Below are 20,130 nucleotides of genomic sequence, written 5' to 3'. Positions count from 1 at the left end.
CGCTGCCCTGAAACAAGGTGCGGGAGGCATGCCTCGGCTCTTCGACGGAGCCGGGGGAGCGCTCGGGCGACCGGCCCGGTGGCCGGCGGGCGTCAGGGGTGCGACAGCTGTCCCGCCCCGGCCCGCCTGCGTATGCGCGCCTGGGCCCGCTCGGCCGACCGCGCCTGCCGCCGGGCCGCACGCCGCTCACGCCGCAGGGACCGGGCCGTGCTGGCGGGCGTCGACACCACACCGTGCCGCTGGTTCCACACCTGCCGGGTCACCCAGACGTCGAGGGCGGCCCAGGTCGCCACGACGACACTGACCACACTGCTGATGACCATCGGAAAGGCCAGCCAGGACCCCGCCAGGGTGCACAGGAACGCCACCATCGCCTGGATCAGCGTCACGGAGACGATGAGCACCGCCCGCACCGCGGCCGTCCGCACCGGATCGGGCATCCGCCGCCGCGGCGCCGGGTCCTCCACCCACAGCGGCCGGCAGTACGGCCTCTCATCACGTTCGGCGCGCTCTCCGTCGCCCACCGGAATGTCGCGATCCCGTACCCCGGGCTCCCGCCGCACGCGGTGCACCGCAGCGCTGCCCCGGGACACCTCGCGCTGCTCCGCCGTAACCGTCACCGTGTCACTCCCCACCGTCCGCGGACCGCTCGCCCGCAACCCAAGACCCAGCCCCTCAGCGACTGCCCGGCTTGCGCTGTTTTACGCGGCCGGGGGGCAGGATGCGGCTCTCGTGGTCCAATCCGCCCCCATTTCCCATGGATAAGGACGATCGACACCTCGTGAAGATTCCCGCTGGAGAGAGATTTCCGGCCAACTGGCCGACGAGGCGGGCCGGAACGCCTCACCGGGGCGCCCGGCGTTTGCTGGAGGTAATTCCCGTAATGCCCGGACAACTCGCCATGTCTCGTCACCCGTGCGGAAGTTCAGGCTCCGGATGTCTCTTCGAGTTACCAGTGCGTCGGTAGTAGGCTCGCGCCCATTGTTGACGCACAGGTGTGCCCCCTGGTCGGCAGGGGGACCGAGCTGGGGGAGGCCATGCGCTTTCGCGGGAAGTCGATCCGCCGGAAAATGGTGGCGCTGCTTCTCGTGCCGCTGGTGTCCCTGACCGCCATCTGGGGATTCGCCACGGTACTCACCGGGCGAGAGGTGACCCAGCTGTTCACGGTCTCCTCCCTCGTCGAGAAGATCGGCTACTCCACCGAGGACGCCGTCCGCGTCATCCAGCAGGAGCGCCGGCAGGCCCTCGTCTACCTCGCCGACCGCCGCGCCTCGGACGCCCTGTCCGCCCTGCGGGAGAGCCGCAGCGCCACCGACACCGCCGTCGCCGAGATCCGCAGGAACGCCAAGGACCCCGACGTCCGCGACGGCCTGGACGCCGGGGACACCCAGCGCCTCACCACCATGCTGGACGCCTTCGACGGCATCGGGCCGCTGCGCCGCAGCGTCGAGGACGGCACGGTGAAGCGCGCCGAGGCCCTCCACCAGTACAACCTCCTCGTCGACCCCTGCTACGCCCTCCTCGCCTCCCTCGACGGCATCGACAACGTCGCCATGGACAAGGAGGCCCGCGCCCTCCTCAACATCACGCGCGCCCGCGAACTGCTCTCCCGCGAGGACGCGTTGCTCAGCTCCGCCCTCGTGGTCGGCCGGCTCACCCGCGACGAGATCCGCGACGTCTCCGATCTCATAGCCCAGCGCACCCTGATGTACGACCTGAGCCTCACCGACCTGCCCTCGGCCGAGCGCCAGCGCTACGAGCACTTCTGGAAGAACGGCCTCACCGCCCCGCTCCGGGTCGCCGAACAGTCCGTCATCTTCTCCCAGCCCGGACGCCCCAGCACCGTGGACGCCCAGGACTGGGACACCGCCGCCGGCGATGTGCTGGAAGAGCTCGGCAAGCTCAACGACGAGGCCGGCGACCGCTACCAGGACCGCGTCCGCCCCGTCGCGATGGGCGTCATCGTGAAGGCCGTCGTCGCCGGTGTCCTCGGGCTTCTCGCCGTGCTGTTCTCGCTGTTCCTGTCCGTCCGGATCGGCCGCGGCCTCGTCCGCGACCTGCGGCAGCTGCGCCTCGACGCCCACGAGGCCTCCGGGGTCCGGCTGCCCAGCGTGATGCGCCGGCTGTCCGCCGGCGAACAGGTCGACGTCGAGACCGAGGTCCCGCGCCTCGCCTACGACAAGAACGAGATCGGCGACGTCGGCCAGGCCCTCAACACCCTCCAGCGGGCCGCCGTCGAGGCCGCCGTCAAGCAGGCCGAGCTGCGCGCCGGCGTCTCCGAGGTCTTCGTCAACCTCGCCCGCCGCAGCCAGGTCCTGCTGCACAAGCAGCTCACCCTCCTCGACACCATGGAACGCCGGACCGAGGACACCGACGAACTCGCCGACCTGTTCCGGCTGGACCACCTGACCACGCGTATGCGCCGACACGCCGAGGGCCTGGTCATCCTCTCCGGCGCCGCCCCGTCCCGGCAGTGGCGCAAACCCGTCCAGCTCATGGACGTCGTACGCGCCGCCGTCGCCGAGGTCGAGGACTACGAGCGCATCGAGGTACGCCGGCTGCCCCGCGTCGCCGTCACCGGACCGGCCGTCGCCGACCTCACCCACCTCGTCGCCGAACTCCTCGAGAACGCCACCGTGTTCTCCCCGCCGCACACCGCCGTCCAGGTCCACGGCGAACGCGTCGCCAACGGCTTCACCCTGGAGATCCACGACCGCGGCCTCGGTATGGCCGCCGACGCCCTGCTCGACGCCAACCTCCGGCTCGCCGAGACCCCTGAGTTCGAACTGTCGGACACCGACCGGCTCGGTCTCTTCGTGGTCAGCCGGCTCGCCCAGCGGCAGAACGTCCGGGTCTCGCTCCAGCCCTCGCCGTACGGCGGCACCACCGCCGTCGTCTTCATCCCGGACGCGCTCCTCACCGACGACGTCCCGGACACCAACGGCATCGGCTTCCGCCTGGACCGCCCCACCCCCTCGAAGGAGGCCGAACTGGAGGAGTCGCGGCGAGCCGCGCTCTCCAAGGTCCCGGCCCGCTCTCCGGGCCTGCCGGCGGCGCTCCTCGACGGCCCCGTGGAGTTGGAGGCCCCCGTCGATCTCGACGCCCTCAGCGACTTCCCGGACCCCCTCGACGAGGAGGACGGCGAGCGCGGCGGCCTCTTCCACCCCCGGCGCGCCTTCGGCCACTCCGACGACGACCCGGCGAGCCGGCGCGGGGAACGTGGTCCCGTCACCGGCGTCCACGACGCCTCGGACGGCGAGGACGACCCGAACGCCCCGGTCCCGCTGCCCCGGCGCCGGACCCCCAAGCTGGTCAGCTCGCACGGACGCCCCGTCAGCGACCACCGGCCACGCCTGGACAAGACCGAGACGGACTCCTCGTACGGTCCGAGCCGCCCGCCGTCCGACGGCCCCGCCCCGCTGCCCACCCGGCGCCGTGGCACGGGCCCGCGGCGCGGCATCGCCGGTGCCACGGAACCGCAGCGGCCCGGTGGCCCCACCGACTCCTCGCGTCTCACCGACTCCGCCCGCTCCGGCGGATCCGCCCGCTTCGACTCCGAAGCACCGCGCACCGCCGGACCCGACACCGGCGCGCGCGAGCCCGCCGCCCTGACCGGACGGGCCCGGCGCCCCGAGATCGCGGCCGCGGGACCGGACGACACCACCCAGGGCCGGACCACCGCCCCGCAGCCGCCCGAAGCCGACACGGGCGCGCTGCCCCGGCGGGTCCGGCAGGCCAGCCTGGCGCCCCAGCTCAAGAAGGCGGCCGCCCCCCGCCCCGCGGCGCCGGACCCCGGCGAACGGGACGCGGACGAGGTACGCAGCCGTATGGCCTCACTCCAGCGCGGCTGGCAGCGGGGCCGCAAGGAGAACGCCGCGGGCGACGACACCGCCCCGGGCGGCACAGCACCACAGGGAACGACAGAGGGGGACGGTCGATGACCGCACCAAAGGCGACCGACCACGCCACGACCACCCAGAACGGCGAGCTGAACTGGCTCCTCGACGACCTGGTGGACCGGGTCGCGAGCATCCGCAAGGCCGTCGTACTCTCCGGAGACGGCCTGCCGACCGGCGCGTCGAAGGACCTGACCCGCGAGGACAGCGAGCACCTGGCCGCCGTCGCCTCCGGGTTCCACAGCCTCGCCAAGGGCGTGGGCCGGCACTTCGAGGCCGGCAGCGTCCGGCAGACCGTCGTCGAGCTCGACGACGCCTTCCTGTTCGTGACGGCCGCCGGTGACGGCAGCTGCCTCGCGGTGCTCTCCGACGCCGACTCCGACGTCGGCCAGGTCGCCTACGAGATGACGCTCCTCGTGAAGCGGGTCGGCGTGCATCTGGGGACCGCACCGCGCACCGAACTGTCCTCGGGCGGGTAGTGGGAAGGCATGAGCGCTGACGGTCAGGGAAGAAGCCACTGGTTCGACGACGAGGCCGGACCGGTCGTCCGCCCCTACGCGATGACACGCGGCCGCACCACGAGTGCGGCCCAGCACCGCCTCGACCTGATCGCGGTCGTCATCACGGAACCGCACACGGGCGACCCGGAATCCGACGCGTCGCTCTCCCCGGAACACGTGGAGATCGTCGGACTGTGCCGTGAGGCCCCGCAGTCCGTCGCCGAGCTCTCCGCCGAGCTCGACCTGCCCGTCGGCGTGGTGCGGGTCCTCGTCGGCGACCTCGTGGACGCGGAATTCGTCCATGTGAACCGCCCCGTACCACCGGCCGAGATGGTCGACGAGAGTATTCTGCGCGACGTGATCGACGGCCTGCGGGCGCTGTGAGCGGCGCGGAAGCGGGGTAGAGACGTGACAGCCTGGCAGTTCTGGGTCGACCGGGGCGGCACCTTCACGGACATCGTCGCGCGCCGCCCGGACGGCCGGCTGCTCACCCACAAGCTCCTGTCGGAGAACCCCGCCCGCTACGCGGACGCGGCGGTCGCGGGCGTCCGCGAGCTGCTCGACGGCTCCACCGCCCCCGTCGAAGCCGTCCGCATGGGCACGACGGTCGCCACCAACGCCCTCCTCGAACGCAGGGGCGAGCGCACCCTGCTGGTGATCACCCGGGGCTTCCGCGACGCCCTGCGCATCGCCTACCAGAACCGCCCCCACATCTTCGCCCGCCGCATCGACCTCCCCGAGCTGCTGTACGAGCGGGTCGTCGAGGTCGACGAACGTATCGCGGCCGACGGGACCGTCCTGTGCCCTCCCGATCTGGAGGCACTCGCCGGCCCGCTCCAGGAGGCGTACGACGACGGCATCCGGGCCGTCGCCGTGGTCTGCCTGCACAGCCATCTGCACCCCGGGCACGAACAGGCCGTCGGCCGGCTCGCCAAGCACATCGGCTTCCCGCAGATCTCGCTGTCCAGCGAGGTCAGCCCGCTGATGAAGCTCGTGCCCCGCGGGGACACGGCCGTCGTCGACGCCTACCTGTCGCCCGTCCTGCGCCGCTATGTCCAGCAGGTCGCCGACGAACTCCACGGCGTACGGCTGATGTTCATGCAGTCCAACGGCGGTCTCGCCGAAGCAGGGCAGTTCCGCGGCAAGGACGCCATCCTCTCCGGTCCGGCGGGCGGCATCGTCGGCATGGCCCGGATGTCGCAGCTCGCCGGGTACGACCGGGTCATCGGCTTCGACATGGGCGGCACCTCCACCGACGTCTCCCACTTCGCCGGCGACTACGAGCGCGTCTTCACCACCCAGATCGCCGGGGTACGCCTGCGTGCCCCCATGCTCGACATCCACACCGTCGCGGCGGGCGGCGGCTCGGTGCTGCACTTCGACGGATCGCGCTACCGGGTAGGGCCGGACTCGGCGGGCGCGGACCCGGGACCCGCCTGCTACCGGGGCGGCGGCCCGCTCACCGTCACCGACGCCAACGTCATGCTCGGCCGTATCCAGCCCGCCCACTTCCCCGCCGTGTTCGGCCCCCGGGGCGACCAGCCGCTCGACGCCGACCTCGTCCGGGAACGCTTCACCGCGCTCGCCGCCGAGATCCGGGAGAGCACCGGCGACGACCGCACCCCCGAGCAGGTCGCCGAGGGCTACCTGCAGATCGCGGTCGCCAACATCGGCAACGCCGTGAAGCGGATCTCCGTCCAGAAGGGGCACGACGTCACCCGCTACGCCCTCACCACCTTCGGCGGCGCCGGCGGCCAGCACGCCTGCAAGGTGGCGGACTCCCTCGGCATCCGGACCGTCCTCGTACCACCCATGGCCGGTGTCCTCTCCGCGCTCGGCATCGGCCTCGCCGACACCGCGGCGATGCGGGAACAGTCGGTCGAGGCACCGCTGGAGCCCGCGTCGATGGGCGGCGTCCACAAGACGGCGGACGACCTGGAGGCTGCGGCGCGCGCCGAACTCCTCGACGAGGACGTCCCCGCCGACCGCATCCGGGTCACCCGCCGCGCCCAACTGCGCTACGACGGCACCGACACCGCCCTCACCGTCGAACTCACCGACCCCGACACCATGCGGCGGGCCTTCGAAGAACGTCATCGCGCCACGTACTCCTTCACGCTCGACCGCCCGATCGTCGTCGAAGCCCTCTCCGTCGAAGCCACCGGCATCACCGAACCCCCCGATCTGTCCGCTCTCGCGTCCCGCTCCACCGCCCCCGAGGGCAGCCCGGAGGGCCCGCGCACCGTCCCCCTCCACACAGGCGGCACCTGGCGTGACGTCCCCCTGCACCGCCGGGAACAGCTGGCTCCCGGGGCCCTGGTCACCGGCCCGGCGATCATCGCCGAGTCGGGTGCGACGACCGTCGTCGACGACGGCTGGCGGGCCGGGACGTCCGACGACGGGCATCTGGTCATGGAACGCGTGGCGGTCACGGAGAGTTCCGATCTGGACACAAAAGCCGACCCGGTTCTGCTCGAGGTCTTCAACAACCTCTTCATGTCCATCGCGGAGCAGATGGGCGCCCGCCTCGAATCCACCGCCCAGTCCGTCAACATCAAGGAGCGCCTGGACTTCTCCTGCGCGCTCTTCGACCCCGACGGGAACCTGGTGGCCAACGCCCCGCACATCCCCGTCCACCTGGGATCCATGGGCACGAGCGTCAAAGAGGTCAACCGCCGCCGCGGCGCCGACATGCGTCCGGGCGACACCTACGCCGTCAACGACCCGTACCACGGCGGCACCCACCTCCCCGACGTCACCGTGATCACCCCGGTCTTCGGCACCGACCCGGCGGCTGACACGGAGGGTGAACAGCGCATCCTCTTCTACGTCGCCTCGCGCGGCCACCACGCGGAGATCGGCGGCATCGCCCCGGGCTCGATGCCGGCGAACAGCCGCACCATCGACGAGGAGGGCGTCCTCTTCGACAACTGGCTGCTCGCCGAGAAAGGCCGCTTCCGCGAGGCGGAGACCCTCCGCCTGCTCACCGAGGCGCCGTACCCCTCCCGCAACCCCAGGACCAACCTCGCCGACCTGCGGGCCCAGATCGCGGCCAACCGGAAGGGCGCCGACGAAGTCGCCCGCATGATCGACGACTTCGGCCTCGACGTCGTCCAGGCCTACATGCGGCACGTCCAGGACAACGCCGAGGAAGCCGTCCGCCGCGTCATCGACGCCCTGGACGACGGCGAGTACTCCTACGAGACCGACTCCGGCGCCGTCATCCGCGTCAGCGTGCGCGTCGACCGCGTCCACCGCACCGCAACCGTCGACTTCACCGGTACGTCCCCCCAGCTGACCAGCAACTTCAACGCCCCCTTCGCGGTCGTCAACGCCGCGGTCCTGTACGTCTTCCGCACCCTGGTCGCCGACGACATCCCCCTCAACGACGGCTGCCTGCGCCCCCTGCGTATCGTCGTACCGGCCGGCTCCATGCTCGCCCCGGAACCCCCGGCCGCCGTCGTCGCGGGCAACGTGGAGACCTCCCAGGCGATCACCGGCGCCCTGTACGCCGCACTCCGCGTCCAGGCCGAGGGCTCCGGGACCATGAACAACGTCACCTTCGGCAACGAACACCACCAGTACTACGAGACGGTGGCCTCCGGCTCCGGCGCGGGCGACGGCTTCCCCGGCGCCCCCGTCGTCCAGACCCATATGACCAACTCCCGCCTCACCGACCCCGAGGTGCTGGAGTGGCGGCTGCCCGTACGGCTCGACGAGTTCGCCGTACGGCCCGGCAGCGGCGGCGCCGGACGGTGGCGCGGCGGAGACGGCGCCGTCCGCCGCATCCGCTTTCTCGAACCCATGACCGTCTCGACGCTGTCCCAGCACCGCAGGGTGCCGCCGTACGGCATGGTGGGCGGCGCCCCCGGCGCCCTCGGCGGCAACCGCGTCGAACACGCGGACGGCACCGTGACCACACTGGCCGGAAGCGACTCGGCCGACGTCGGCCCCGGCGACGTACTCGTCATCGAAACCCCCGGCGGCGGAGGCTACGGCCCACCGCCGCGCGACCCCCATCAAGCAGGAGAAGAGATCGATGATCTTCGGGCGTTCTGAGCGCGGGAAGCCTCCGGTCGAGCCCGTCACGCTCAAGATCCTCGTGGCCGGCGGCTTCGGCGTGGGCAAGACCACGCTCGTCGGCGCGGTCAGTGAGATCCGGCCGCTGCGCACCGAGGAGCTGCTCACCGAGGCCGGACGGCCGGTCGACGACACGAGCGGAGTCGAGGGGAAGCGCACCACCACGGTGGCCATGGACTTCGGCCGGATCACCCTGCGCGAGGACCTGGTGTTGTACCTCTTCGGCACACCCGGGCAGGAACGGTTCTGGTTCATGTGGGACGAGCTGTCCGAGGGGGCGCTCGGAGCCGTCGTCCTGGCCGACACCCGCCGCCTCCAGGACTGCTTCGCGGCCGTCGACTACTTCGAGCGGCGCGCCATCCCCTTCGTCGTCGCCGTCAACTGCTTCGAGGGAGCCGCCCGTTACCCCGCGGACGACGTACGGCAGGCCCTCGACCTCGATCCGGACGTCCCGCTGCTGCTGTGCGACGCCCGGGACCGTGAGTCGGTCAAGGAGGTTCTGATCGGGGTCGTACAGCACGCCATGGCGTTCCAGGCGGAGCGCCGCCAGGCCGTCACCACCTGAGCCCGCCGTCGAACCGACGAGGGCCGCGGCCCGTACCCCCGCCGACCGGGGTACGGGCCGCGGCCCGTGGGCCGGCGCGCCTGTGGGTTCGCGCGGCCCGAACACGCGTGTGCCCCGTCCGGGGATCCTTACACCGGGACCGGCACCCCCATAGGGAAGGGCCGGTCCCGGGAGCGCAGGCCTCAGCCCTCGCCGTCCTCCTCCCAGCCGAAGCTCTTCTCCACCGCCTTGCGCCAGTTGTGGTACTCGCGGTCCCGCTCCTCGGCCGACATGGACGGCGTCCACTCGGCGTCCTTCGCCCAGTGAGCCTTCAGTTCGTCCAGGTCGTTCCACACGCCGGTCGCCAGCCCCGCCGCGTACGCGGCACCCAGGCAGGTCGTCTCCGAGATCTTCGGCCGGATCACCGGCACGTCCAGCACATCGGCCTGGTGCTGCATGAGCAGGTTGTTCTTCGTCATGCCGCCGTCGACCTTCAGGCTGGTGATGTGCACCCCGGAGTCCTGGACCATGGCGTCCACGACCTCGCGGGTCTGCCAGCTCGTCGCCTCCAGCACCGCCCGGGCCAGATGGGCCTTGGTGACATACCGGGTCAGACCGGTGACGACACCGCGTGCGTCCGAACGCCAGTACGGCGCGAAGAGCCCGGAGAAGGCGGGCACGATGTACGCGCCGCCGTTGTCCTCGACGCTCGCCGCCAGCGGCTCGATGTCGTCGGCGGTACGGATGATGCCGAGCTGGTCGCGGAACCACTGGACCAGCGCGCCCGTGATGGCGATCGCGCCCTCCAGGCAGTACACCGGCGCCTCGCTGCCGATCTTGTATCCCATGGTCGTCAGCAGCCCGCTCTTCGACGGCACCGGGCGGTTGCCGGTGTTGAGCAGCAGGAAGCTGCCGGTGCCGTAGGTGTTCTTCGCGCTGCCGACGTCGTAGCAGGCCTGCCCGAACACGGCCGCCTGCTGGTCGCCGAGCGCGGAGGCGACCGGCACCCCGGCGAGCTGCCCGACGGCCGTGCCGTACACCTCGGAGGACGACTTGATCTCCGGCAGCATCGCCTCGGGGACGTTCATGGCCGACAGGATCGACGGGTCCCACTGCAGGGTCTGCAGATTCATCAGCATGGTGCGCCCGGCGTTCGTCACGTCGGTGACGTGCTTCCCGCCGTCGGTGCCGCCGGTGAGGTTGTAGATCAACCACGAGTCGATCGTGCCGAAGGCGATCTCCCCGCGCTCGGCCCGGTCCCGCAGACCGGGCACGTTGTCCAGCAGCCAGGCCGCCTTTGGCCCGGAGAAGTAGCTGGCCAGCGGCAGACCGGTCTGCTCGCGGAAACGGTCCTGTCCCTCCGCGCCGCCCAGCTGCTGGCACAGCTGGGCCGTGCGCGTGTCCTGCCACACGATGGCGTTGTGCACCGGCTTGCCCGTCGCGCGGTCCCACAGGACGGTCGTCTCGCGCTGGTTGGTGATGCCCAGCGCGCTGAGCTGGTGAGCCTTCAGCCCCGCCTTGGCGAGCGCGCCGGCGACGACCGCCTGCACCTTGGACCAGATCTCGGTCGCGTCGTGCTCCACCCAGCCGGGCTTCGGGAAGATCTGCCGGTGCTCCCGCTGGTCGACGGCGACGATGGCGCCGTCGTGGTTGAAGACGATGCAGCGGCTGGAGGTGGTGCCCTGATCGATAGCGGCGACGAACTTGTCCGTCATGACGTCCCCTTCGTCGTTTCCGTCAGAAAGCTGCGTTGAAGATGAGCCCCGACAGCGCCCCGCCGATCAGCGGTCCGACCACCGGAATCCACGCGTAGCCCCAGTCCGACGTCCCCTTGTTGGGGATGGGCAGCAGGGCGTGGATGATGCGCGGGCCCAGGTCACGGGCCGGATTGATCGCGTATCCCGTGGGACCGCCGAGCGACAGACCGATGCCGACCACCAGGAACGAGACGATCAGGATGCCGGTCCCGGAAAGGACCAGTCCCTTCGTCAGACCGAATGCCAGGATCGGCAGCACCAGCCCGATGGTCGCGATGATCTCCGTGATCAGGTTCGCCACGGGATGCCGGATCGCCGGCGCCGTGGAGAAGATCCCCAGCGTCGGTTGTGCGATGTCCTTGTCGGCGTTGGCCTGGAACTGCGCGAAGTAGACCAGCCAGCACAGCACCGCCCCCAGCATCGCGCCCACCATCTGGCCCGCGATGTACAGGGGCACCTTGTCCCAGTCGCCCGTGTCGATGGCGATCCCCAGGGTCACGGCCGGATTGAGATGGCCTCCGGACAGCGGGGCGGCGGTGTACGCCCCCGCCATGACGGCGAAACCCCATCCGAACGCGATGACGATCCAGCCACCGTCCTTCGCCTTCGAGTAGTTGAGTACGACGGCGGCGACCACGCCGGCGCCGAAGAGGATCAGGATCGCGGTGCCTATGACCTCACCGACGAAGATGTCTCCATTGCTCATGGCGGCTCCTAGGCCTGGCCGGGACGATCGGCCCCGGTTTCTCCGTGCGGGGTGCGTTCCCTTGGCGACTTCAGCCGGAGGCGGGGCGTGTCCCGCGCCCCGTCCGGCGTCCGTGACGAGCGTGCCGTCGCAACCGAGTCGCCAGTGGGGGAAGGGGCCTTGATACGGGCGCAACCGCGCGGCGCGCTGCGTGGATACGCCGACAAAATATGGGGCGATGTCGGCTGACACCGGGAAGTGTTCACCGGCGTCCGAGGGGCGTCAAGGTTGCGGACGCCGGCGGTTGTGGGGCGTGCCGACGGCTCACGGACCGTCACGGACCCGGCCCGCGGCACGCCCGCTCGGGTACGGGACGAACGACGGGGCCCTGCACGGATCGACAGGCAGGACAGCTCCTGCCGAGCCGGACAGTGGCCACTGACCATGGCTCACTTGAAGCTCGTACGGATGGCTTCCGCCGACCTCGTGACAGAAGAATCTCACCCTCTGCCCAGGTCCGCCACCGCCCGCGTAGGCGGCCGACCGCGTCCTTCGCTCCGGTAGGGGGCCGGAGCGGGATCGACCGGCCACGCGTCACGGTCACGCACCGACGTCAGGCCGGGACCGCCCCGCCTCTCCGCCACGTGCTGGAGTCGGGCGGGGATCGGCCGCGCCACGGTCACGCACCGGAGCCGGCCCGGCCCCTCACCGCACCGCGACCACCGCGGACCCGTGCCCGAACAGCCCCTGGTTCACCGCCATGCCCACCCGGGCTCCCGGGATCTGCCGGTCGCCCGCGGCCCCACGCAGCTGCCACGTCAGCTCGCACACCTGAGCTATGGCCTGGGCGGGGACCGCCTCCCCGAAGGACGCCAGACCGCCGCTCGGATTCACGGGTATCCGGCCGCCCGGCGCCGTCGAGCCGTCCCGCAGCAGCTTCACGGCCTCGCCCGCACCGCACAGCCCGAGATCCTCGTACCACTGCAACTCCAGGGCGGTGGACAGGTCGTAGACCTCCGCGAGGGACAGATCCTCGGGGCCCACCCCCGCCTCCTCGTACGCCGCCCGCGCGATCGACTCCCGGAACGTCTCCGGCGCCGGAGACACCGCTACGGCGGAGTCCGTCGCGATGTCGGGCAGGTCCAGCACGGTGTTCGGGAAGTGCGGTGTCACCGTGGACACCGCGCGGATCCGCACGGCGTCACCGGCGCCGTGCCGGCGGGCGAAGTCCAGGCCCGCCAGGACGAGCGCGGCCCCGCCGTCGGAGGTCGCGCAGATGTCGAGGAGCCGCAGCGGATCGGCGACCACGGCGGACGCGGCGACCTCCTCGGCGGTGACGGCTCTGCGGTAGCGGGCGTACGCGTTCCGGGCGCCCAGGGCGGCGTTCTTCACCTTGACCTGCGCGAAGTCCTCCAGGGTGTCCCCGTGCACGGCCATCCGCCGGCGCGCGTACAGCCCGAAGTATGTCGGGTTCGTCGCCCCGAGCACCCGGAAGCGCAGCCAGTCCGGGTCGTCCGGCCGGTCACCGCCCGCCGGCCGGAAGAACCCCTTGGGAGCCGCGTCGGCGCCCACCACGAGCACCACGTCCGCCAGCCCCGCCAGGATCTGCGCCCGCGCTGTCGCGATGGCCTGCGCCCCGGAGGCACAGGCCGCGTAGACACTCGTGACGCGCGTGCCCTGCCAGCCGAGCGCCTTCGCGAACGTCGCCCCGGCCACATACCCCGGATAGCCGCCACGCACGGTGTCCGCGCCGACCACCGATCCGATGTCCCGCCACTCCAGCCCCGCGTCGGCGAGCGCCGCACGGGCCGCCGTCACCCCGTACTCGACGAAGCTGCGTCCCCACTTCCCCCACGGATGCATGCCCGCGCCGAGCACCGCCACGTCCCCCGTCATACCCCCGCCCCCGTCGGCCGCCACTGCCAGGTCGTCCAGGTCGTCTCCGCGTCCTCGTGCAGCACACCGGGGACGACCTCCACCTCCGTGCCCACCGTCAGATCGGCGACGGTGACCCCGGGAGCAGCCTGCCCCAGCACCACGAGACGCTCGGCCGCCAGCTCCACAGCGATCAACGTGTACGGCACCCACGGGAGTTCCCGATCGGTCACATAGGGTGACGGAGGCCGGTAGCGGCTGTCGGTGTACGACCAGACGTGCCCGCGCCGCGACAGCGGCGCCTCCATCAGCCGGCCGCCGGGGCAGTGCGGGTTGCGGCAGTGCGTGTCCTCCCGGGGGAAGAAGACCGTGGAGCAGGCGGAGCACCGCGTGCCCAGCAACCGGAAGCCCTCCCCGTCACCGGTGAACCACCCGGCGATCACGGGCGTGCACGTACGTGGCATGAGCCCTCCCGACGCTTTTCCTGACGGTCCGTCAGAAGTTTGCCAGAGGCAGCCGCGGAATGGCAGGGGAGCGCACACCAACCGCCCGGACCCCGCGCGCGAAGGGTGCATTCCACCCCATCCGCGCCCCCGTGTGCCCGTCCGACGAACAACAGACCGGCCCCCGGAGGACGCCCTTCCACTGATCGGATACAGTCCGCGCGTGTCCGAATCTCAGTACTCCGCCCCCAACTCCGCAGCGAACTCCCACTGTTCGAGCTGCGGCGCGCCCTACGGAGAGGGCGTCTCCGGCTGGCCGCGCACCTGCTCCGCGTGCGGCACCGTGGCCTACCGCAACCCGCTGCCCGTGGCCATCGCCCTCCAGCCCGTGTACGACACCAAGGGGACAGCCCTGGTCGTCATCACCCGGAGCATCGCCCCCGCGCGCGGGGGGATCGCCCTGCCCGGCGGCTACATCGACGACCGGGAGGACTGGCGCCAGGCCGTCGTCCGCGAACTCAAGGAGGAGACCGGCCTCGACGCCGCCGCCCGCGACGTACGGCTCGTCGACGCCATGAGCTCGCCCGACGGCCATCTGCTGCTCTTCGGCCTGCTCCCCGAGCGGCCCGCCGACCGGCTCCCCGAATCCGCCGCCACCGACGAGACCGAGGGATGGCAGCTCCTGCGCCGGCCCGAGGAACTCGCGTTCCCGCTGCACACGCTGGCCGTCCAGGCGTTCTTCGAGGGCCGCTACATCTGAGCCCGGCTACAGCTGAGCCCGGCCCCCGCCGAGCCCGCGGACCCGCACCGGGCGCGGTGACGCGATCACGCCGTCCTCGTGCTCCAGCTCGACGACCAGTTTCCCGCCCTCCCAGCGGGTGACATAACGCTCGATCTCCGGCTCCTCCCAGCCGTCCCCCGGATCCGGAACCACCAGCCCGCCCCCGGTACGCCCGGGGGCGGGAGCCCACACCTCCAGCTCCAGCCCGCCGTCGTCCCCCCGCACGGGGACGACGGCGCCCGAACGCGCCAGCACCGGGATCCGTGACGGCGGCGCGTCGACGACCACCTCCCCGGGACCCTCGTACGCCCTCTCCGTCGCCGTGTCGTACCAGCGCCCCCTGGGCAGCCGCACCGCACGCCGTTCGACGCCCCGCTCCAGCACCGGCGCGACCAGCAGACCGTCACCCAGCAGGAACGCGTCCTCGCAATCACGCAGCCGCCGGTCCTCCGGCGCCGACCACCACAGGGGACGGACATAGGGCGCGCCCGTACGGCCGGCCAGATGCGCCAGCGTCACGAAGTACGGCGCCAGCCGGCGCCGCTCGACGAGCGCCACGCGCGCGTGCTCCAGCACCTGGGGGCCGAACTCCCACGGCTCCCTGCGTCCCGCCCGCAGACTCGCGTGGGTGCGGAACAGCGGCAGATAGGCGGCCATCTGGAACCAGCGCAGATACAGCTCCGGTGACGGGAAACCGTCGAAGCCGCCCACATCGGGTCCCGAGTACGGCACCCCGCACAGCCCCAGCCCCAGTACCAGCGACAGCGACGCGCGCAGCCCCGGCCAGCCCGTGGCCACATCCCCGGACCACGCACCTCCGTAGCGCTGCATCCCCGCCCAGCCGGACCGCGAGAACACGAAGGGCCGCTGCTCCGGCGCCAGGTCCCGCAGTGCTTCGTAGCCGGCTCTGGCCATGTTCAGCGCGTACACGTTGTGCGCCTCCCGGTGGTCCCCGCCCCTGCCCTCCAGCGCGTGCCGGGCCGAACGGGGCAGCGTCGACTCCCCGAAGGCCGCGAACGACGTCGGCTCGTTCATGTCGTGCCAGAACCCCGCGAAGCCCTGCCCGAGCCGCTCCTCGTACAGAGCGCCCCACCATCGACGTACGCGCGCGTGCGTGAAGTCCGGGAACACCACCTCGCCCGGCCAGGCCACCCCGCGCACCACACCGCCCGCCGCGTCCCGCACGAACACGTCCTCGGTCGTCCCGCCGTCGTACACGTCATGGCCGGGCTCCGCGCTGACGGCCGGATCCACGATCGACACCAGGCGCACGCCGTCCCCGCGCAGATCCTCGGCGAGCTCCGGCAGCTTCCCGTACGCCTCGCGGTCGACCGAGAACACCCGGTGCGCGTCGTAGTGGTCGATGTCCAGATGGACCGCGTCCAGCGGAAGTCCCCGCTCCAGGTAACCCGACACGATCCGGCGCACCTCGCCCGCACCGCCGAAACCCCACCGCGCGTGATGGTGCCCCAGCGCCCACGAGGGAGGCGGCGTCGGCGCACCGGTGAGCGAGGCCCAGACGAGCAGCACGCGCGCGGGGGTGCCCACCACCACCCAGCAGCGCAGCGGCCCGCCCTGCATGCGCAGCTCACTGGCCCCCGGGCGGTCATGCCCGGAGCCGGCGCCCTCCTCACCCTCGCGCAGCGTCACCGTGCCGTCCCAGGACGTGTCGTGGAACGCCAGATGCGTCGCCGCGTCCGCCACCACCACCTGCACCGGCATCGTGATGTACAGCGGATCGTCGCCAGGACCGAACGCACGGCCCGGGTCCGTGTTCCACAGCCGGTACGTGCCGTTCCGCAGCCGGGGCCCGGACGCCCGCCCGCCCAGACCGAAGAACCGGGCGTCCGCGGTCACCTCGGAGCGCTGCGTCCACCGCGCCACCCCGCCCCCGACCGGCTCCCACCAGCGCGGCGGCAGCTCGCGGCGCACCAGCACGCCACCGGGCGTCTGCACCTCCACCGCACCGTGCCTGGAGATCACCACCGTCACCCGCTCGGCCACCACCCGCCAGCCGCCCTCCGTGTCCGGCTCCAGCACCGCCCTGGCATCGGGCTCCGGAGAACCGGCGAGCGCGTACGACGGCTCCGGCGAAGCCCCGTCCCACCCCCAGAAGACCGCCCCGTTCACCGCGACGATCACACGCAGCTCGGAACGGCTGAACCGGATGACCCCGCCCCCCGGACCGGGCCGCACCTCCTGCACGGTGCCCGGCACCCGGGCGCGCTCCGCACCCCGCGGCGGCAGCCCGGCGGCGTCGGCACGCCGGGCACGCCACGCCGCCCTCATGGTGCGTACGGCGTGGGTCGTCCCCACAGCGCCTACCGCCCTCATCGAACGCACCAGGTCACGACCGTTCATGCTGCTCAGCCTGCCATCGAGGACCCCACGCGCGGAGGGCCGTTCAACTGCCGTTCACTCGTGCCCGGACCACATCTTCACGACACGGACTATGTGCGGTGCACCCTGGTGCCGAAGTCGATCACATGGCATCGTCCGTGTCATCCGCGTCACGCGCACACCCCCGCCCGTGCGCGGCCGACGCACACGACGCGCAGAGTCCGGGAGCCACCCCATGACGATCGAGAACGCCCAGCCGCTGTGGCAGCCAGATCCGCAGCGCATCGCCGACGCCCAGATCACCAAGTTCCAGGCCTGGGCCGCCGAGCACCACGGAGCCCCGGCCCAGGGTGGCTACGCCGCCCTGCACCGCTGGTCGGTCGACGAGCTGGACACCTTCTGGAAAGCCGTCACGGAGTGGTTCGACGTCCGCTTCACGAGCCCCTGCACGCGCGTGCTGGGCGACCGCTCGATGCCCGGCGCCCAGTGGTTCCCCGGCGCCACCCTGAACTACGCCGAGCACGCCCTGCGCGCCGCCGAGACCCGCGCCGACGAACCGGCCCTCCTGCACGTCGACGAGACCCATGAACCCCGCCCTGTCACCTGGGCGGAGCTGCGCCGCGAGGTCGGCTCCCTCGCCGCCGAACTGCGCGCCCTCGGCGTACGTCCCGGAGACCGCGTCAGCGGCTACCTGCCCAACATCCCGCAGGCCGTCGTCGCCCTGCTCGCCACGGCCGCCGTCGGCGGCGTCTGGACCTCCTGCGCCCCCGACTTCGGCGCCCGCAGTGTCCTCGACCGCTTCCAGCAGATCGAACCGGTCGTCCTGTTCACCGTCGACGGCTACCGCTACGGCGGCAAGGAACACGACCGCCGCGCCGTCGTCACCGAGCTGCGCCGCGAACTGCCGACCCTGCGCGCGGTGGTGCACATCCCGCTCCTCGGCACCGAGGCACCCGAGGGCGCCCTGGAATGGTCCGCCCTGACAGCCGCCGACCAGGAACCCGTCTTCGAGCAGGTGCCCTTCGACCACCCCCTGTGGGTGCTCTACTCCTCCGGGACCACCGGCCTGCCCAAGGCCATCGTCCAGTCCCAGGGCGGCATCCTCGTCGAACACCTCAAGCAGCTCGGCCTGCACTGCGACCTCGGCCCCGGCGACCGGTTCTTCTGGTACACCTCGACGGGCTGGATGATGTGGAACTTCCTCGTCTCCGGCCTCCTCACCGGCACCACGGTCGTCCTCTACGACGGCAGTCCCGGCTACCCCGACACGGGCGCCCAGTGGCGGATCGCCGAACGCACCAGAGCCACCCTGTACGGCACCTCGGCCGCCTACGTCATGGCCTGCCGCAAGGCCGGCGTGCACCCGTCCCGCGACTTCGACCTGTCCGCGGTGCGATGCGTCGCCACCACCGGATCGCCCCTGCCGCCCGACGGCTTCCGCTGGCTCCACGACGAGGTCCGCGACGACCTGTGGATCGCCTCCGTCAGCGGCGGCACGGACGTGTGCTCCTGCTTCGCCGGAGCCGTCCCCACCCTGCCCGTCCACATCGGCGAGCTCCAGGCCCCCTGCCTCGGCACCGACCTGCAGTCCTGGGACCCCAGCGGCAAACCCCTCGTAGACGAGGTCGGCGAACTCGTCGTCACCAACCCGATGCCGTCCATGCCGGTCCACTTCTGGAACGACCCGGAAGGCACCCGGTACCACGACAGCTACTTCGACACCTACCCCGGCGTATGGCGCCACGGCGACTGGATCACCGTCACCTCACGCGGCTCCGTCGTCATCCACGGCCGCTCCGACTCGACCCTCAACCGCCAGGGCGTCCGCATGGGATCCGCCGACATCTACGAGGCGGTGGAACGCCTGCCCGAGATCAAGGAATCCCTCGTCATCGGCATCGAGCAGCCCGACGGCGGCTACTGGATGCCCCTGTTCGTCCACCTGACGCCCGGCGCCGTCCTCGACGACGCCCTCCTCGGCCGCATCAAGCAGACCATCCGCGAACAGCTCTCCCCGCGCCACATCCCGGACGAGATCATCGAGGTCCCCGGCGTCCCGCACACCCTCACCGGCAAGCGCATCGAGGTCCCGGTCAAGCGCCTCCTGCAAGGCACCCCGCTGGACAGGGCGGTCAACCCCGGCTCCATCGACAACCTCGACCTCCTCCACTTCTACGAGGACCTGGCCCGCAAGCGCGCCTGACCAACCCCGCCTGACAACCGGCCCCGGACCGCCCGGGGCCGGTTGTCAGTGGCGCTGGTTACTGTGAGTGAGCATTGATCGACCGCTGCTCACAGGGGGAACCATGACGGACACCGACCGCCGCACGATGCGACACGTCCTGCGCCGCGAGATCGCCGGCACGATCGGCCTGCTCACCGACGAACACGACTTCCGAGCCATGCGGCGGTACCGCAGCTTCACCTTCGACGACCACACGACCTACCTCGAACACGTCGAGGCGCTGCTACGAAGCCGCGCGGCCCAGGGCACCCACACCACCATCGCCCTCTTCGACCCGGAGGACTACGCCGTCTTCTGCGCCGGCACCGGCCTCGAACCCGACACCCCGGCCAGCCGCACCCGCTTCACCGCCGAACTCGCGACCACGGGCCCCACCGTCCCCTACGACGGCCGGCCCCTCACCGAACTGGTCCCGGTCCTCGTCGACGAAGCCGTCCGACAGGCCACCTGGGAGTACGCCGCGACGCTTCTGGCACGCGTCGGCCCCTGCGTCACCTGCGGCGAGGACATCGGCCGCGCGGCCTTCACCCGCGCCTCGGCCCTCATCACCCGCATCCTCGGCACCGCGCCACCGGGCAACCGTCACCTCGTGTGCAGCGTGACGGGCACCCCGGAAACTCTCCTCGCCGTCCTGCACGCCGACCAGGACCCCGACGGCACCCCGCAGCTCGACGAGGCCGAACTGCTGGAGTTCACCACCGTCCTCGCCCTCGGCCTGGCCACCGGCGGCCCCGGCGGGCTCGTCATGCGCACCAGCACCCCCGGCACCACCGACCGCATCTACGGTTGGCGGCTGCGCGGAAACCAGGGCTCCGGCCTCGTCCCCCTCACCGCCGGCGAGGTCTTCGACGCCTACTGCACCGACGTGGAGTCCGGCGACCTCGTCTCCCCGGAATCCGGCGTCGACTACTGCGTACCGCCGGACCTCGGAGACGGCGGGACGCCACCGGCACACCACCACTGACGCGAACGGGGCGCCCCACC

14 protein-coding genes are annotated in these 20,130 nt (G+C 71.8%); 8 read left to right on the top strand and 6 right to left on the bottom strand.

The genetic code is table 11. The features are described from left to right. Positions 1–92 precede the first annotated feature (92 nt). A complete protein-coding gene (locus DC008_RS05065) occupies positions 93–620 on the bottom strand; it encodes a hypothetical protein (protein WP_164492264.1) in 528 nt (175 codons plus the stop codon). Between the two features lie 417 nt (positions 621–1,037). Here DC008_RS05065 and DC008_RS05060 point away from each other — a divergent pair, with 417 nt between their 5' ends. From DC008_RS05060 to DC008_RS05040, 5 genes are read left to right on the top strand one after another with little or no spacing between them, the layout of a single operon-like run. Then, complete coding sequence (locus tag DC008_RS05060; protein WP_108705909.1) at positions 1,038–3,941, top strand: nitrate- and nitrite sensing domain-containing protein; 2,904 nt, start codon at positions 1,038–1,040, stop codon at positions 3,939–3,941. Next, positions 3,938–4,375 carry a roadblock/LC7 domain-containing protein gene (locus DC008_RS05055; protein WP_055623707.1) on the top strand — a complete coding sequence of 146 codons (438 nt, stop codon included), beginning with the start codon at positions 3,938–3,940 and terminating at the stop codon, positions 4,373–4,375. Before DC008_RS05060 ends, DC008_RS05055 begins: the two co-directional genes overlap by 4 nt. 9 nt (positions 4,376–4,384) lie before the next feature. Further along, the gene (locus tag DC008_RS05050; RefSeq protein WP_055623706.1) at positions 4,385–4,780 is read left to right on the top strand and encodes a DUF742 domain-containing protein; all 396 of its coding nucleotides are present in this window, start codon (positions 4,385–4,387) and stop codon (positions 4,778–4,780) included. 24 nt (positions 4,781–4,804) lie between these two features. Beyond that, positions 4,805–8,455 (top strand): hydantoinase B/oxoprolinase family protein, encoded by a 3,651-nt coding sequence (locus DC008_RS05045; protein ID WP_108705908.1) that lies wholly within the window; start codon positions 4,805–4,807, stop codon positions 8,453–8,455. Further along, complete coding sequence (locus DC008_RS05040) at positions 8,436–9,041, top strand: GTP-binding protein (RefSeq protein ID WP_055623704.1); 606 nt, start codon at positions 8,436–8,438, stop codon at positions 9,039–9,041. The genes DC008_RS05045 and DC008_RS05040 overlap by 20 nt, the downstream gene beginning before the upstream one ends. 182 nt (positions 9,042–9,223) lie before the next feature. Here DC008_RS05040 and glpK read toward each other — a convergent pair whose 3' ends face one another. The 4 genes from glpK to DC008_RS05020 all read right to left on the bottom strand — a co-directional run bounded on the left by glpK (position 9,224) and on the right by DC008_RS05020 (position 13,780). Beyond that, a complete protein-coding gene (gene glpK / locus DC008_RS05035; RefSeq protein WP_108705907.1) occupies positions 9,224–10,735 on the bottom strand; it encodes a glycerol kinase GlpK in 1,512 nt (503 codons plus the stop codon). A gap of 22 nt (positions 10,736–10,757) precedes the next feature. Continuing rightward, on the bottom strand, positions 10,758–11,483 hold the full coding sequence (locus DC008_RS05030; protein ID WP_108705906.1) for an MIP/aquaporin family protein: 726 nt from the start codon (positions 11,481–11,483) through the stop codon (positions 10,758–10,760). 684 nt (positions 11,484–12,167) lie between these two features. Further along, on the bottom strand, positions 12,168–13,358 hold the full coding sequence (locus DC008_RS05025; RefSeq protein WP_108710570.1) for a lipid-transfer protein: 1,191 nt from the start codon (positions 13,356–13,358) through the stop codon (positions 12,168–12,170). Then, positions 13,355–13,780 carry a Zn-ribbon domain-containing OB-fold protein gene (locus DC008_RS05020; protein WP_108705905.1) on the bottom strand — a complete coding sequence of 142 codons (426 nt, stop codon included), beginning with the start codon at positions 13,778–13,780 and terminating at the stop codon, positions 13,355–13,357. Before DC008_RS05020 ends, DC008_RS05025 begins: the two co-directional genes overlap by 4 nt. A gap of 223 nt (positions 13,781–14,003) precedes the next feature. Between DC008_RS05020 and DC008_RS05015 the strand changes: the two genes are divergently transcribed. Beyond that, positions 14,004–14,540, top strand: coding sequence for an NUDIX domain-containing protein (locus tag DC008_RS05015; protein WP_108705904.1), 537 nt, complete (start codon positions 14,004–14,006; stop codon positions 14,538–14,540). Between the two features lie 6 nt (positions 14,541–14,546). Here DC008_RS05015 and DC008_RS05010 read toward each other — a convergent pair whose 3' ends face one another. Beyond that, positions 14,547–16,922, bottom strand: coding sequence for a TIM-barrel domain-containing protein (locus DC008_RS05010; RefSeq protein ID WP_108705903.1), 2,376 nt, complete (start codon positions 16,920–16,922; stop codon positions 14,547–14,549). Positions 16,923–17,136: 214 nt separating this feature from the next. Here DC008_RS05010 and DC008_RS05005 point away from each other — a divergent pair, with 214 nt between their 5' ends. Beyond that, positions 17,137–19,104, top strand: a complete 1,968-nt coding sequence (locus DC008_RS05005; RefSeq protein ID WP_108705902.1) for an acetoacetate--CoA ligase — start codon at positions 17,137–17,139, stop codon at positions 19,102–19,104. A 103-nt stretch (positions 19,105–19,207) separates the two neighbouring features. Beyond that, positions 19,208–20,110 carry a hypothetical protein gene (locus DC008_RS05000; protein WP_108705901.1) on the top strand — a complete coding sequence of 301 codons (903 nt, stop codon included), beginning with the start codon at positions 19,208–19,210 and terminating at the stop codon, positions 20,108–20,110. The last annotated feature ends 20 nt before the right edge of the window (positions 20,111–20,130 follow it).

The organism is Streptomyces nigra (genome assembly GCF_003074055.1).
In the GTDB taxonomy this organism is placed as follows: domain Bacteria; phylum Actinomycetota; class Actinomycetes; order Streptomycetales; family Streptomycetaceae; genus Streptomyces; species Streptomyces nigra.
This window is presented reverse-complemented; position numbering and strand designations above follow the sequence as displayed.